This window comes from Bifidobacterium aesculapii, from assembly GCF_001417815.1.
Classification (GTDB): Bacteria; Actinomycetota; Actinomycetes; order Actinomycetales; family Bifidobacteriaceae; genus Bifidobacterium; species Bifidobacterium aesculapii.
The window spans coordinates 1-16,429 of the sequence record NZ_BCFK01000061.1 but is presented as its reverse complement, the minus strand read 5'-3'; the positions used below and the strand labels follow the sequence as shown (position 1 = coordinate 16,429).

The window sequence follows — 16,429 nt, the reverse complement described above, 5'->3', positions numbered from 1 at the left end:
GGAATGGGGGTAGGGATGGGGTTGAAAAACAAGAAAACCCTCGCTTGCGCGAGGGTTCTCATTGGCTGGGGTGCCTGGACTCGAACCAAGAATGGCTGAACCAGAATCAGCTGTGTTGCCAATTACACCACACCCCAATTTGGCTGGCGTGTAACTCCGAAGAGTTCCGCGTCGTACCCCCAACCGGATTTGAACCGGTGTTGGCGCCGTGAGAGGGCGTAGTCCTAGACCGCTAGACGATGGGGGCATATTCATTTTTCAGTGTTTCCACCGGTCGCTCGGTGAACCGCGCAACGAGTGATTAATATACGCGGACACCATCCATGATGCAAATCACGGCGTGTCGCCAGTGTTTCCAACGGTTTGCCCCCTCCTCGCGACGCGTTACGGGTTTCTTGGCCGACGCGACACCCGAACCTGCGCAGTTGCTAGGGCTTCCTGCGCACTCGACACCCGAACCTGCGCATAGGGGTCCTGAAGAACGCGACCCAAAACGACCAGCACGGCCTGCCCCATCTCCCCAAAAGCCCGGAAACAAGCCATTCCCAGATTCATCGGACTGGCGCCGAACACCCTTCTTCACAACGGTGGTGCACAAGTTCGCCATTCAACTGCGCAGGTTCATCCCCCAACCGCGCAGGTCGATCCCCCAACTGCACAGGTCAATTCCCCAACCACGCAGGACGCACGATGAAATTGTGTTTGTTCAATTGCAAGTGAAACGCGCATGCCCATGCCCCTCCCCACCTGCAGCCCCAAACCCACGGCCACCGACCATCAACCGACCAAGTCCACGACCACATCGCCGGGACAGGCCTATAGGCCCGGGAGACAAGGAAGGCAATTAACGGGAAACCCCGTAACGGAAAACCCCGGCCGCCTTGAGGCGAACCGGGGTTCCTGATCTCGTACCCCCAACCGGATTTGAACCGGTGTTGGCGCCGTGAGAGGGCGTAGTCCTAGACCGCTAGACGATGGGGGCATATTCATTTGTGGGCGTTTCCGCCACCGCGGCGTGAACCGCGACGGGTGATTAATATACGGGAACACCACGCCTACGTCAACCACGGCGTGTCACATCGTGATTCTTCGGTTGACAACCCGCCGTCACCCAACCACGGAACAAGGCCGACGATAGGGCGGCGACCATACAAGTCCAGTCCCCTGCCCCACACCCGCGACTGCATACCGCAACGTCAATCGACAGAAGGCTTTACGCGCCCTATTGATGAATTATCAGACATCTTACTGATGAATCTGCATGCAAGGCACGCGCCCATGCCACAGCATGAAGCGAGGATGCCGTCGCTCCCCAAAGGAGTAGCGACGGCATCCTCGTCATAAGCGCCGCGCCGCACCTGAAGAGCGTCAGGAACGCGGCACGGCACGAACCGGAACCAGCCCGGATTGAATCAGGCGTTGCGGCGACGCAGCACCGTCAGCGCGGCACCCGCGCCGAGCAGCGCCACGACGGCCAGCACCGCGACCGTCACCGAAGCGCCGGTCTTCGACAGGCCAGCATCCGGCTTCTTGCCATCGGACGGCTTGGCCTCCGGCTTGGTCTCCGGCTTCGGCGTGGTCGGAGTCGGCGGCGTCACCTCGCCCTTGGCGTTGACGGTGACCTTACGGGTGGCGGTGGCCGTGTTGCCGGTCTTGTCGGACACCGTGTAGGTCAGCGTGTAGTCGCCGGCCTTCGAGGTGTCCACAGCGCCCTCCACCTTGATCGAGGAGGTCACGTCACCGTCGACATCATCGGTCGCGGTCACACCGGCCAGCGGGTCGAACTTCGCGCCGTACTCCACGGTCACGTCATCCGCACCCTTGAACACCGGAGCAGTCGTATCCGTCGTCTTGTCCACAATCTGGCTGACACCGAGCCACGAGATCAGCGGCTTCTTGCCGCCGGTACCCGCGACGTTCGCGTACGTCACGACCGCGTCCTCAGGCAGGTCCACATCAAGCGTCAGCAGGTAATCCTCTCCCTTGGTGGTAATGACGCTGTCTGCGGAGATGATCTTCTCCTCACCGGCTGCGGTGGTGTACGTGATCTGCGGGCCCACATACCGGGTCTCCCACCATTCACGCACGCCGGCCGTGAAGTGGTACCGTCCCTTCTTCAACGGCAGCCGGTACCGAATCGCATCGGAATGCGCACCGTCAGCCGCATACAGGCCGGTTTCCCACTTGTCGTCGTTGGCCGCCTTGTTGTAGACCTCAATGTCAGGCTTGCCGTTGTCGGTGGTGTTGATGTAGCCCCACTGGTCCTCGGCCGCGGACTGTCGATCCGGCGCATCGGCGTTCAACAGCTCCGGCTGCGAATCCTTGACCAGCCTCCACTGCTTGGACTGTTCGCTCGTCGCGCCGGAATCGATGTAGTAGACCAGACCGTCGGGAACGATCTCGAAGTCCGCCGTCACCGGGACCTGCTCGGCATCCGCACCGCTGCCAATCGTCGCGGTGCCGACTGCCGTGTAGGTGGCGTAGGCGCTGCGCGCGGCATCGGAGTCGTTCCATGCCACCGGGACCTTGGTGCCATCGATCTCGACTTGGTCAGGCAACTGGCCGTGTTCGGCGACTGCACCCACCAATCCCAGCGGACGGGGCGTGGAGGACACGCCGAGCCATGCGATGTTCGGCGCCTTCGTGTTCTGGGAGATCACCTCATAGGTGACGGTGGTGTCTTCGGGCAGCGTCACCACGATGTCACCGGTGGCGCGTTCGCCCTTCTTCAGGCTCCAACTCTTGCCGGAAACCGTCTTCGTCTCACCATCGATGGTATAGGTGACCTGCTCCCGTGCGGACCGGTTCTCCCACCATTCGTTGATGCCGGAGGTGAACCGATAGGTGCCCTTCTTCAGAGGGATTCGGTACTGCAACGGCACATTGCCATTGGCATAGAGGCCGCTGCCCCACTTGTCATCGCCATCGTGCGTGCCGACGGTGCCGACGTATCCCCACTGATTCTCACCCGGTGATTGACGGTCAGGAGCCTGCGTGTTGGACAGTCCGGGAACCGCCGCCACAACCGACTTCCATTCCGCGCCATTGGACTTGTCCGCGGAACTGCCGGAATCGATGAAATAAACCAGGTCATCCGGCACGACGTTGATCGTGGCGTTCACCACGCGACGCTTGCCCTCGGCCGTCGGCTGCGTGACATACCCCTGCGCGGAGAACTGTTCCCATGCCGTACGGCTGTGGTTCTTCGCGGAGTCGAACCACGTCACCGGCGTGTCCTTGCCGTCCACAGACAACGTCGCGGGCAGCTTATCGGTGGAATTCACGGTGACCAGACCAGCGTCCACGGCATGGTCGAAATCGAACGGCTCATCGCTGCTGACCACGCGGATCAGCTGGCCCTGCTTGATGGTGAAACTGCCGTCCTCGGCCACTGCGGGCTTGGACGTTTCCTTCCACTGACCATTGGAGTCGTAGCTTCCCTCGGAAACCTCGACATGGCTCAGACCTTCGAGACGATAGCGCGCTTCGCCCTGCGTGTCGGAGATGAGATTGTAGCTGTGGTCGTCGGCATTGTAGACCGCCATGCCCACGGATGCGTCATCAGCGGTGTATCCCACCAGCGTGCTGCCCAGGCGCTTCTGCTGGGCATACGACTGCTGCGGGGCATCGGTCTCGTTGTTGAACGCGACCATGTTCTCCGGCAACGCGACGGCCACGAGCTGGTCCATCTTGTGCAGTGCGGGAAGGAACCCTTGCAGCTTCAGCACCTGCTTGGTCGGCTCGGGCTGCACGCCCAGCTTCCATTCCTTGTACTCAGCCTTGTTGGGGTCACGGTTGCCCCACAGCGCGTACTTCGGCTGGGCCCACGAATCATTGATCTGCCAGAAGTCCACGAAACCGCCGTTGACGAGAATCGTGGAAAGAATCGACGTTATGTTCTCGTTGCCGCTATAGGTCTCCGGAATGTACGCGAGGTCGGACCTCGAAGCGGTGTCCCGCACGATCTCCGCCATCGTCTCGACGCTGGTGGTGTACGAATCCGGACCATAGAAGTCGATGTAGTCGTACGAATCGGGGTCCCCATCATCGTCGCTGAGCCAGGTTCCCGAGTAGTTCATACGGGTCGCCACGGAATAGTCGGATTCCTTGATGACCTTGCCGATCCGGTTGGCCAGATCGAGCATGATGTCCAGATGCGTGTTCTTGCTGTAATCGGGGTGCCAGTTCGGCTCGTTCCAGATTTGGAACATGATCGTGCGGTCGTTCTTATCGGCCTGCCCGAGATGCTCGAACAACGCCTGCACGGCCTTGCGCTCCTGAGAGAACATGTAGGCGGCGTCCTCGCGGTGGGGATAGCTCGGGTCCTTCGTGTCGGTGTCGGAAACCGGAATCCACGGACGAGACATCTCCTTGGCGCTGGTGCCGCGTCCGAAGTATTTGCCTTGATCCCAGAGGTATTCAGGCACGTTGGTCATGTAGCCGTGTTCGGTGACGCCTCCGGTGGCCGAGCTGGTCTTGTCGTTCGGCAGCACTGCGCCGGTGCATCCGAGCGGGCCAAACCACACCCAGTCGATGCGCAGATCGTATTTGTTGGCCCATGCGATGTATTTGTCCACCAAGGTCCAGTCATACGCCGGGTCATCGGCGTGCCCGTTGCCCGGGGTCTTCGCTTCGATCTGGTTCCACATGAACTCGATCTGGATGGTGTTGAACCCGGCCATCTTCACCTTTTCAAAGGTGTTCTCCAACCAATCCTGGTCCAGGATGCGATTGCTCTGGTCGGCATAGATCTCGTTCTCGTTGCCGAAGGTCTGCCATTCGCCGAACGACTGCGTGCCGACCATGGTGAACGGCTTGCCGTCCACTTCCAAGTAGCCTTTGTCCCCGTTCTTGACTACACGGGAAACGACTTTCTTGCCGGCCGTCTGCACCGTCTGCGCCGAAGCCCCTCCGTTGGGTTCCACAGCAATTGCCGTCTGGGCACCGGCGAATACCGTCAGCATCATGCACGCCGTGACGCACAGGGCCACGGTTTTGGCCCCGAATGTTGTGTGCCGTTTCATATTTCCATTACTCCTTACCCGGATATTCCTGACTGTTGCATGCTGTTTCATATCTGTAGATCCCCTTTCATGAAATGTCGCATGCCGTCTGATGACTCATATATTTCTTGTCCTGCATCTCCTTTCACGACGTTGCTTCCCAATTGCCCGCCGCCCGTCATGGCATGACGATGGCGGCGGACACGTCCACGTACGAATCGACGGAACCGAAGCGCTGGCCGGTCTTGTCGTCCCACTGTGGGATCTCGCCGGTCACGCGCACGACGGCGACGTAATCGCTCTCCGGCAGCGTCGGCGAGACATACCGGTAGTGCGTATCCGGTGCCTTGGCGTAGAAGCTCACGAAGATCGGGTCGACGACCACATCTCCGGCAACCGCGCCGTCATCGCAGCCCGGACGACGTTCGACCGACACCTCGGCGTACGATCCCCACGGATCGGCGCGGCCTTCCAGCGCCACGCAGGTGCCGTGGAAGGGGATGCGAATCTCGTCGCCGACCGTATTGGAGCGGAATCCCACGGAGACGCGCTCGCCCGGCACCGGCTCGCCCAGACCGGTCGCCGGATCCCACGACGGCAGGTATTCACGGATGTGCAGACGGCCGCGCTCATCGACGCTCAGCGGCTGCCACACGTAGGAGGCGGCCGAAGCCTGATGCGGGAACGACCAACGGTCGCCCATGAACATCGGCACGATGCCGCGCACGGTGGGGATGTCCAGCACGAACAGGGACTGGGAGTTGCAAGTCATGCTCCCCTCGGGCGCGAACAGGCCTTGATACGCCCATGGCCCGCGCATCGAGGGGGCGGACAGGCAGTAGTTGTCGTTGCAGTCCCACGAGGTCTTGTTCGAGAACAGCATGTAGTACCGTCCATCGATCTTCGCGATCGTCGGTGCCTCGCCGCCGAGGGCGATCTCGTCGGCGATCTTCTCCTCGGCGAACGTCCTGTCGTCGGACATACGGTAGATGTCGCCTTCATGCACCAGCAGGTACGCCGAACCGTCATCGTCTTGGAACACGCCGAGATCCCAGCGGTAGATCGGCTCGCCCTGATAGGCGACGGGGCCCACGAACTCGTACTCGCCGTCGATGGTGTCGCTCACCGCATAGCAGATGTGCGGATCGCGGTATTCGAGGTCGTCCGAGTGCATGTACATCACGTATTTGCCTGTCGATGGGGATTTGACGACCTTCACGCGTTCTCCGATGCGCCCCGGACCCATGAGGCCGTCGGCCTGCTGTTGCAGCACAAGACGTTTGAAGGTCCAGTCGACCAGATTGACCGACGAGTAGCAGGAGAATCCGGCGAAGTGGTTTTCGTCATCGGTCTTGTATTCGCCGAACAGATAGTAGACGCCGTCGTCCTCGACGATGCAGCCGCCGTGCGCGTTGACCGTGCGGCCCCGATCATCGAACCACGGGACGCCGCTGACGATGAGGGATGGGGAGAGTGAAGAGCTCATGGAGGATGGTTCCTTTCCGTTTCGTTGGACGTCATATGGCACGTCATACGAATCAACGCATCAGCATCGCACACACGGGGACGTACCCGGCATAGCGGCGGACGCGCCGTATGGCATGAAGCCCGAACGTGGAGAAAAAGCGGCAGGGAATGGAGAGTCGGAGCCATTCCCCGCCGCATCACCGGTGTTGCCGTTCGTGGACGGTGTTATCCGTCACCTGACGGAGCGACGCCGGATCATGAGGGTGGCGACGGCCGCCGTTGCGGCGACCATCATGGCCGCGGCAGCCATGGCGATGGCGCTGCCGGTTCTCGACAGCTCATCGCGCTCCTGGCCGTCGGCGTTCTGGTTGGCGCCGTCGTTCTTTCCGCCGTTGCCGTCAGGGTTCGACGGATCGGACGGGTTGGACGGGTTGCCGCCGTTGTTGTCACCGCCGTTGTTGTTGTCCGGCTTCGGCACCCTGGCGAACGTCACGGTGTAGGTCTTCGTCGCCTCGACGTTGCCGTCGGCCGGGGTCACGCTGACCGTGGCCTTGCCGCCGTTCGTGTCGGACGCCTGATCGACCGTCACCTTGGCCGCGGTGTCGCGCGAGAGGCCCTGCACCAGCGGGTACTCGGCGTCATGAACGATGGTCACGTCGTAGTCGGCCTTGTCGGCGTTGAAACCGTCAACGCTGGAGCCGTCCACGCGCAGATCGGCGAGCGAGGCGTCGGATGCCGGCACCGCAGTGCCGTCCTTCGCGTAGATCTCGACTTCGGAGAGGGACACGTAGCGGTCGGTCTCGCCGTAGATGTCGACGCCCTTGGCAGCGATGGGCTTGTCCACGGTGAATTCGACCACCGGGGCGTCACCGTCCTGCGTGTAGGACGAAAGGTCCACGGTCTTGCCGAACGGCACCCAGGCGTTGTCGGCCACGCTCCAGACCTTGACCGAAACGTTCTTGGACCACGAGGCCCTGTTGCCGTCCTTGTAGAAGTAGACCTTCACCTTGGAGATGTTGTGCGCGTCGGCGTAGTCGGGACGCAGGGAGAAGTTCGAGTAACCGCTCGACTTCCAGGTGGTGTAGCCCTTGTTCGTCGTATTGCCGTCGAACGTGGCCCCGACGTCGGTGCTGTCGTGGCCGTCATCCCAGACGTTCTTATAGGAAGCGGCGATGTTCGTCTCGTGCTCGGCCGTGGCGTACACGGTAAGCGTCGCGTCCAGCGTGGCGCCATCGTCGAGGGTGACGGTGCCTGGAACCGAGACGCGTCCGCCTTCGTTGGCCAGCGGCGCCGTATCGACGTTCCGCCAATCCCACGTCACGTCCTTGCGCACCGGGTTCGAGGCCTTGGCGCGCACGTTCACCTGCTTGGGGGCATTGCCTTGGATGGCGTCGTCGGCAGTGCCGGCGATGACCGTCAGCGAGGCGGGGTCGACGACCGTCAGCCTGCCGGACGGCACGAGCGCGTCCTGGGCCGCGGCGAGCGTCTTTGCCGCGTCGTTCAGCTGGATCTGGGTTGCGTTCGGGTTGGCGAGGACCTGTTCGGCGTCCTTGCGCGCCTGAGCGTACGCCTTCCACGATTCAGGCGTGTAGTCGGCTTCCTTGAACGACTTGCCGGCGTCCAACGTCTGTGACAGCGCCGAAGCGTCGATCACGCGGATGAGTTCTCCCGAACCGATGGAGATCGTGCCGTCGGCCGCCACCTCGCGAGGTTCGCCGGTCCAGTTGCCGTCGTCATCGTACGATCCAACGGAGGCGCTCACGCCGGCGCCAAGGTTGAACGTGGAGCCGCCTTCGGAATCGGAGGCCAGCAGATATGCGCCATCATTCTCGTTGCGCAATGCGAACCCGATGGCGTCGGCGTCGTCACCGCTGGCGAAGGAGACGGTCTTGCCCGCGATGGTCTTGCTGCCCGTGTAGCCCGACGCGGGCATGTCCGTGTCGGAATTGAACCCGGCCATGTCTGCGGGAGCGGCGACGGCAATCTGCGCGCCCATCTTGTTGATGACGGTGTTGAATCGCGCCAGCTTCTGGGAGGCCTCCGGCATCTTGGGGATGGTGCCGAGCTTCCAGTCGGTGTACTCCTCATAGCCGTTGTCGGGGATGCCGTACAGCGAGTACATCTTGCCTGCCCACGATTCGTTGAGCTGCCAGAAGTCGACGAAACCACCGTTGGCGAGAATCGTGGCGGTGACGCCCACCAGATTGTCACCGCCGCTGAAGGTTTCGGGGATGTAGGCGATGTCGGACTTGTTGGCGGTGTCCTTCACGATGTTCGCCATGTTGGACACGCTGGAGGTGTACGCGTCCGGGCCGGAGAAGTCGATGTTCTCGTACTTGTCGAGCACGGAGCGGGAATCGATGGAATTGCCGCGGTAGTTGAGCCTGGTGGCGACTTCGTAGTCGGAGTCCTTGACGGCCTTGCCCAGTTCGTCGGCCAGACGCAGCCACTCGTTCTTCTGGGCCTTGTTGTGGCCGTCCTTCCAACCGTTCCAGTTCAGCTCGTTCCAAATCTGGAACAGGATGGTCTGGTGCGTGGTGTCCACCTGGGCGAGGTGGTCGAACATGGCGGTCACGGCCTTGCGCTCCTCGCCGAACAGGTAGTCGGCGTCGGCCGCGCGGGTCGGGTCGGAATCGTTGGGCAGGTACGGCACTTCGTTCTCGCCGCCGTTGTTCTTGAAGCCCCAGTACTTGTCGGCTTCGAGATAATCCGGGATGTCGGCCATGAAGCCGTGCACGGTGTTCTCGCGGATGCCGCCGCCGCAGCCGTTGATGCCCCACCAGACGATGTCGATCTTCAGATCGTACTTCTTGGCCCATTCGACGTACTTGTCGAGCAGCGTCCAATCGTATTGGCCTTCGGAGGTCGGCTGGATCTGGTTCCACGCGAGTTCGATCTGGATCGTGTCGAATCCGGCGGCCTTGGTCTTCTCGAATCCGTTCTCAAGCCAGTCCTGAGACAGAATGGGGTTCTTCTGGTCGGTGGGAATCGGGTTCTTGTCGCTGCCGTAGATCTGCCATTCGCCGAAGAACTGGACTCCGTGCATGAGGAACGGCTTGCCGTCCACTTCCAGATAGCCCTTGTCGCCGTTCTTGGCGACGCGCGAGACCACGACCTTGCCGTCGTTTTCGGCAGCGCCCGCCGTTCCGGCGCCTATGGCGAACATCGACAGCATGGCGGCTGCCGACGCCACGACGGCTACGGCTTTGCGCCAGCCGGGGGATGTGAGATGCGACTTCATTGTTCTCCTTGCTCTCTCAATGAGCTCTCAGTGGATTGTCAATGGATGGGTGCATCCCTCCGTTCCTCCACGGATGTACGGGGGCGGAGGAATGCACGGGGACAGTGGAAGGCGGCGACGAGCGCCGGGACCGTCAGCCCTTGACCGATCCGGCCACAAGGCCGGAGACGATCCAGCGCTGGCAGAAGATGAAGAAGATCACGACCGGCACCAACGCGATGACCGTGATGGTCATGAACGCCGGCCAATCGGTGGTGAACTGGCCCATCGCGTTGTACACCTGCAGGATCACGGTGCGCAGATCGGTGGAGGTCAGGAAGATGTTCGGCAGCATGAAGTCGTTCCATGTGGACAGCGTCTGGAACACGACCACCGTGGCCAGAATCGGGGTGATCATCGGCAGGACGATCACGCGGAAGATGCGGAACGGGCCTGCGCCGTCGATGCGGGCCGCTTCAAGGACCTCCATCGGCAGCTTGCGCATGTATCCGATGGTGAGCATGTAGCAGAAGATGGAGTTGGCGAGGTACAGGATTATCAGGCCGAGCAGGGAGTCTACAAGGCCGACCGAGGCCTCCATCTTGTACAGCGGGATCAGGGTGGCCTGCACCGGGATGCAGAAGGCGATCATCAGCACCGCGCCCACACCGGCGGTGAACTTGCTGTTGCGCAGGATCATGCCGTAGGCGGCGAGCGCGCCGATCATCACCTCGAAGAACACGGCGAACACAGTGACGATGATCGAGTTGATGAAGCTCTGCACAATCGGCAACGTGCCGAACACGTCGACGTAATGCTGCAGCGTCCAGTGCTCGGGCAAACCGAACGGGGACTTGGCCATGTCGAGCGTGGTCTTGAAGGTGTTGATGACGATGTAGTAGAGCGGGATGGCCATGATGATGGCCAAGGCGTTGAACAGCACGGTACGGACGATTTTGCCGACCTGCGCACGTTGAGACGGTGTCATGCGAACCTCCTAGTGATGATGCCGGTGAGGAGCTGCTGGCCAAGCACGACGATCATGCAGGCGAGCGTGAACAGCACGGCGAGCGCCGAACCCAGACCGTATTGGGATTGGGAAATACCTTGGACGATGATGGCCTGCGTGATGGTGTTGGTGGCGTATCCCGGGCCTCCCTTGGTCATGCCGAAGGGCAGGTCGTAGACCTTCAGGCCGTTGGTGATGAGCAGGAACGTGGAGACCACGATGCCGGGCACCAGCTGCGGCAGGGTGATGTGGATGAACTGCTGGAACCCGTTGGCTCCGTCGACGGACGCCTGTTCGTACAGATCCTTCGGCACGGCCTGCAGATAGGCCAGATACAGGGTCGCATGCCAGCCGACGGCGGCCCAGATGGCCACGAAGATCACGGCGCCGCGTGCGAGGTTGCTATCCGAAAGCCATGGCACCGATTTGAGGCCCATGGAGATCAGCACGGAGTTCAGGGCGCCGGTCTTGAGCGGGGAGAGGATGTACTGCCAGACCAGGCCGAGGACGATCAGCGAGGGGACGCCGAGGAAGAAGAACAGGGAGCGGGCGAAGGAACGGCCGTAGAACTTGGAGTTGAGCGCCACGGCCAGCGGAATCGCCAGCGCGGTGGTGATCAGCGTGGTGGACACGGCGAACAGCACCGTGAATCCGAGGCCGACCAGCAGTGAGGGGTCGGTGAACACCTTCTGATAGTTCGCCAGACCCACGAAGTTCGGATGCGTCTGGAAACCGTTGAAATCGGTGAACGAGTAGTAGATGGTCTGCACCAGCGGCACCGCGGAGAGCACGAGGAACACCACGATGATGGGGAACAGGAACCCTGTGGACGCTGCGGATTCGGCGAACTTGCCGGTTTTGTACCAAGGGACTTTGGCAGTGGCCGCGCCAGCCGATGGTGCACCGGCAGGCACTTCCTGCGACTGGTCATGAGAAGTCATGTCAGCGTTGCCTTTCTGGGGAGGTTATGAAGGATTCCGGGCGGGTCCGTCCTGTGGAACAGCCCGGACCCGCCCGGTTTGGAGGAGAGACAAGGAGAGGAAGAGGTGTAGGAGGAGATGAGGAGAGGAACGACGCGGGCCATGCCCGGCGGCCGACCGGAACCGGACGGCCGCCGTATGGTACCCGCGGTTATCCGATGAACGGACTAGCGGATCACTTGGATTCGGTCCACTTGGCGTCCAGCGCCTTGGTGACGTCGTCCGCCGAAGTCTGACCCTGAACAAGCAGCTGGAACTGGGAGGCCATCTCCTGGCCCATCACGTTGCCATCACGGCTCCAGTTGGACCAGTAGAAGTCGCCCTTGGTGATGTACTTGTCGTACAGATCCTTGAGCTGCGGCGCCACATCGGCCTTGTACTCCGGGGAGACGGAGATCTGGTTGATGTACTGCTCCTCGAGCTTGAGGCCGGCTTCGCTGTTCATGAAGGCGACGAACTTCTTGGCCGCGTCAAGCTTCTTGCCCTCGGCCTTGGAGCTGATGACGAACGGGGAGTCCGGGCCGCCGCCGACATAGGGCTGGCCGCCATCGACCGCCGGGAAGGCCGCGACGCCGTAGTCGACGCCGGAGGAGTCGAGGTCGGCGAAGTCCCACGGGCCGGAGCGGAACATGGCGAGCTGGCCGGTCATGAAGTTCTGCTTAATCTGATCGGCGCTCACGCCGACGGTCTCCTTGGGCAGGGTGCCGGAGTCGACGAGCTTCATCCACTGCTTGAGCACCGGGGTCCACTGCTCGGAGAACTTGCCGCCCTCATCGAGCTCAGGCCACTTGGAGGTGTCGACGCCCTGCTTGGCGTAGTAGCCGCCCAGCATCGGCTGGAAGGAACCGGAGACCACGCTCATGTCCTCCATGTAGGGGGTGATGTCCTTGGCCTGCAGCTTCTTGCCGAGCTTGATGAACTCGTCCAGGGTCTCGGGGACGGAATCGTATCCGACTTCCTTGAGCAGGTCCTTGTTGTAGACGATGCCGCCGATCCACGCCGTCGGGGACATGCCGTAGACCTTGCCGTCACGGGTGTACAGGCCTGTCTGGGACTTGGGAAGGTTCTTGACGAAGTCCTCGTTGGTGATGTCGCGGGCGAGTCCGGCGTCAAGCACCTCGTTGCGGGTCTCGATGGACATGTGGAACACGTCCGGCACCTGACCGCCGGCCACACGGGTGGTGAGGGTCTGGGCGTAATCGGTGGCCTGGCCCTGGGCGGCGCTCATCTCGACCTTGATGTCGGGGTTGGCCTCCTCGAACGCCTTGACGATCGGGCTCATCATCTTCTCGTTGTTCCACGAGAAGTAGGTGATGGTGGTCTTGCCGGCGTCGGACGAACCACCGCCACAGGCGGCGAGCGGCACGACCATCGCCACTGCGGCCGCAGCTGCAACCAGCATCTTGGAGAACTTCATGGTCTTTCCTTTCGTTGTGCCGACGCCAACCTCGGCGTCGACGAAACTCTACATGCATGCACTTTCCGACCACAGGCTTCACCGCCCGTTTCCAATCGTGCATCCTTTGTTGTTTTAATACGTATTACTTCGTACGTGGCTTTAGTATGACACCGCGACGGCAAACGCGCAAGAATCGGCGTGTCTTGCGTGTATACACATCGCAAAACATTGATTTATCAACGTTATTGACCTGCATCAACCCACAACGCAACCACTCTTACGGCCACATGAGCCCGACGATAACCGCCCGCCACCACGCCCGACTTGCGCATTTCGCAACCTCATGGATAATACGTATTAATGACACCTGTACGGCACAGAGGCCACAAGTCGCATCACGCACACAACCCGATAGGGGGGAGCCACACACCATGAGCACCACAGCAGAGCACACCACCGTCACACGACTGATCCCCGGCGAACACTGGTGGGGAGGCAAGGTCGCCGACGGCAGATTCATGCCCTACGGCGAAACGCCGCTGGAACGCGACCTGTCCACATGGAAGCACGAACCCGGCCAGCTGCCGGAAGCCTCCAACCAAAGCGCGCCGCTGCTGGTCTCCACCCGCGGCCGTTATCTGTGGAGCGACGAACCGATCACCTTCGCCTTCCGCGACGGCTCCCTATCCGTCTCCTCCCACTCGCCGATCGAACTGGAGACCACGGCGGAACCCACCCTGCGCTCCGCCTACCTGACCGCCTGCGAACGCCACTTCCCGCCGTCCGGCAAGACCCCGGCGGAGGCGATGTTCACCAAACCGCAGTACAACACATGGATCGAAATGCCCTACCGCCCCACGCAGCAGGCCGTGATCGACTACGCCGACGCGATGCTGGACGCCGGCATGCCCGCGGGCGTGATCATGATCGACGACAAGTGGAGCCCCGATTACGGCATCTGGACGTTCGACCCGGCGACCTTCCCCGACCCGCAGTCCATGCTGCGCACGCTGCATGACAAGGGATTCGACGTCATCGTATGGCTCGTCCCCTTCGTCAGCCCCGATTCCCCCGCGTTCCGCGAGCTCGAGGCCAAGGGCCTCATGCTGCGCGACAAGACCGGACGGACCGCGATCCGCCGCTGGTGGAACGGGCTGAGCGCCGTGCTCGACCTGAGCAACCCCGAGACATGCGCCTGGGTCCGCGACCGCCTCGACGCCCTGTGCGACCTGGGCGTCGACGGCTTCAAATTCGACGGCGCCGACCTGTACGACTTCCGCGCCGACGACCGCCCGTACCGGCCCATGACCTCCAACGACATGTGCGAGCAGTGGGCCAAGATCGGCACGCACTACCCGTTCAACGAGTTCCGCGCCTGCTGGAAGATGGGCGGCCAGCCTTTGGCGCAGCGTCTCCAGGACAAGCCCGCCACGTGGGACGCCGCCGGCATCGAATCGCTCGTACCCGAAATGCTCGCGCAGGGCATGATCGGCCACGCTTTCGTCTGCCCGGACATGATCGGCGGCGGCGAGGTGAACAGCGCCAAGCACTCAGGCGTCGACCAGGAGTTCTTCGTCAGGTACGCGCAGATCGCGGCGCTGTCACCGATGATGCAGTTCTCCATCTCACCTTCGCGCGTACTGGGCGACCGTCATCTCGCCGCGGTGAACGAGGCGCTGCGCATCCGTCAGGAGCACATGCCGCTCATCGAACAACTGGCCGATCACGCGGCGGCGACGGGAGAGCCAATCATCCGTCCGATGGCCTACCACTACCCCGATCTGGAGCAGGTGACCGATCAGTTCCTGCTCGGCAAGGACCTCATCGTGGCCCCGTGCCTCGAACAGGGTGCCAGGGAACGTGCGGTCGCGCTGCCGGAAGGACGCTGGCGTTCCGACGCCGGCGAGACCGTCGAGGGGCCCACCACGATCCGGACCGCATGCCCCATCGACCGCCTGCCTCGCTTCCGGAAAGAAAGCCGATGAACCCCTCGGAAACATGGGGTGACCCGACCCCCGTATACACATGGACCCAAGTAGACTATGGAAACGATACGCGATACCAGCACAAGGGGCATGATGACCAGGAGACGAGCCGGCAACCGACCACCCACCAGCAAGGACGTGGCGGCGCTCGCCGGCGTCTCCCAGAGTACGGTCTCGTTCGTCATCAACGGCAAGCACACCGTGTCCGAAGCCACACGCCTGCGTGTGCAGGAGGCGATGAGGAAACTCAACTACCAGCCGAATGCAGGCGCACGCACGTTGCGGACGAGCCGTACCAACATCATCGCCCTGTTCGTCGAGATGAACGAGGCCATCGACGCCAACGAGACCACACCGTACATCGACGCCATCGTCACGCTGGCGAGGGAACACGATTACGACGTCATCATCAACACCACGCGCGAGGGAACGACGGCGCTCCAGCGCCTCGCCGGCAAGTCGATCTGCGACGCGTTCATCCTCATGGACGTCCGCCGCGATGACGAGCGCATCCCCGCGGCAGCCGAACTGAGCCTTCCCGTGGCGCTGATCGGCCGTCCCGACAACGCGATGGGACTCGACGTGTTGGACTTCGACGCCCGCGAGGCCGCCCGCCAGGCCGTCGACGAACTCGCGAACACCGGGCACCGGCACATCGCCGTGGTGGGCGACGTGCTCAATCAGGAAAGCGGACGATTCCGCTTCGTCGACGATTTCTACGCAGGCGCACGCGACGCATGCCACGAGCACGGACTGGATTTCTCGCTGGTGACCCGCACCGGAGATGGCTGGACAGGCGTACGCGACGCCACCGGACAGCTGCTCATCCACGCCGACGACCGCTTGGGCATCATCGTCAGGCAGCCGCGCGTCACCGAATGGCTGCTCCGCGCTCTGGCCGAACGGGGGCTGGTCCCCGGACGAGACATCTCCGTCGTGGCGCACTGCTCCAACCTCGCGGCCGAATCATGCCAATGGCCGGTCACCAACGTGTCCACTTTGCCGGAGGAAATCGCATCCCAAGCCGTGCTGACGCTCTTCTCCCGTTTGTCCGGCGACACCTCCGCGCCCAAGTGCAATCTGATCGCCCCCACCGGAATCACCCGACGTGCGACCGTCATCGATTGGAATGCGCGATAGGCATGGCGATTCACAGCGATTCATAATGATTCACAACAATCCGCAACGATTCACAGCGCGGCGCCGTCATGCCGCATAGTCACGCCGAGAGGAAGGCGCCCGGGCCCACCACGAAGTCAAGCCCGGGCGCCTTCCTCTCGAAATGGCCCGTATGGATATGAACGTATGGGGACATATGCAAAAGCGGGGCGTGTGTGCCCGGCGAATCCATCTTCACCGGGCACAC

At 62.2% G+C, this 16,429-nt stretch carries 8 protein-coding genes and 3 tRNA genes; 2 read left to right on the top strand and 9 right to left on the bottom strand.

Annotation, left to right across the window (positions count from 1 at the left end):
* Positions 1-62: 62 nt before the first annotated feature.
* From BFAL_RS08355 to BFAL_RS08315, 9 genes are all read right to left on the bottom strand, one after another.
* A tRNA-Gln gene (locus tag BFAL_RS08355) sits at positions 63-137 on the bottom strand.
* Positions 138-174: 37 nt separating this feature from the next.
* Positions 175-247: transfer RNA gene (locus BFAL_RS08350), tRNA-Glu, on the bottom strand.
* Positions 248-909: 662 nt separating this feature from the next.
* A tRNA-Glu gene (locus tag BFAL_RS08345) sits at positions 910-982 on the bottom strand.
* Positions 983-1,412: 430 nt separating this feature from the next.
* Positions 1,413-5,024 carry a DUF5011 domain-containing protein gene (locus BFAL_RS11630; RefSeq protein WP_055427942.1) on the bottom strand — a complete coding sequence of 1,204 codons (3,612 nt, stop codon included), beginning with the start codon at positions 5,022-5,024 and terminating at the stop codon, positions 1,413-1,415.
* Positions 5,025-5,181: 157 nt separating this feature from the next.
* The gene (locus BFAL_RS08335) at positions 5,182-6,489 is read right to left on the bottom strand and encodes a glycoside hydrolase family protein (RefSeq protein ID WP_055427941.1); all 1,308 of its coding nucleotides are present in this window, start codon (positions 6,487-6,489) and stop codon (positions 5,182-5,184) included.
* 213 nt (positions 6,490-6,702) lie between these two features.
* Positions 6,703-9,711, bottom strand: a complete 3,009-nt coding sequence (locus tag BFAL_RS08330) for a beta-galactosidase (RefSeq protein WP_055427940.1) — start codon at positions 9,709-9,711, stop codon at positions 6,703-6,705.
* Between the two features lie 133 nt (positions 9,712-9,844).
* Positions 9,845-10,678 carry a carbohydrate ABC transporter permease gene (locus BFAL_RS08325; protein ID WP_055427939.1) on the bottom strand — a complete coding sequence of 278 codons (834 nt, stop codon included), beginning with the start codon at positions 10,676-10,678 and terminating at the stop codon, positions 9,845-9,847.
* The gene (locus BFAL_RS08320) at positions 10,675-11,640 is read right to left on the bottom strand and encodes a carbohydrate ABC transporter permease (RefSeq protein ID WP_082440479.1); all 966 of its coding nucleotides are present in this window, start codon (positions 11,638-11,640) and stop codon (positions 10,675-10,677) included. The genes BFAL_RS08325 and BFAL_RS08320 overlap by 4 nt, the downstream gene beginning before the upstream one ends.
* A gap of 214 nt (positions 11,641-11,854) precedes the next feature.
* The gene (locus BFAL_RS08315; RefSeq protein ID WP_055427938.1) at positions 11,855-13,096 is read right to left on the bottom strand and encodes an ABC transporter substrate-binding protein; all 1,242 of its coding nucleotides are present in this window, start codon (positions 13,094-13,096) and stop codon (positions 11,855-11,857) included.
* 413 nt (positions 13,097-13,509) lie between these two features.
* Between BFAL_RS08315 and BFAL_RS08310 the strand changes: the two genes are divergently transcribed.
* Positions 13,510-15,063 carry a glycoside hydrolase family 31 protein gene (locus BFAL_RS08310; protein ID WP_055427937.1) on the top strand — a complete coding sequence of 518 codons (1,554 nt, stop codon included), beginning with the start codon at positions 13,510-13,512 and terminating at the stop codon, positions 15,061-15,063.
* A gap of 93 nt (positions 15,064-15,156) precedes the next feature.
* Positions 15,157-16,203 (top strand): LacI family DNA-binding transcriptional regulator, encoded by a 1,047-nt coding sequence (locus BFAL_RS08305; protein WP_236691718.1) that lies wholly within the window; start codon positions 15,157-15,159, stop codon positions 16,201-16,203.
* The last annotated feature ends 226 nt before the right edge of the window (positions 16,204-16,429 follow it).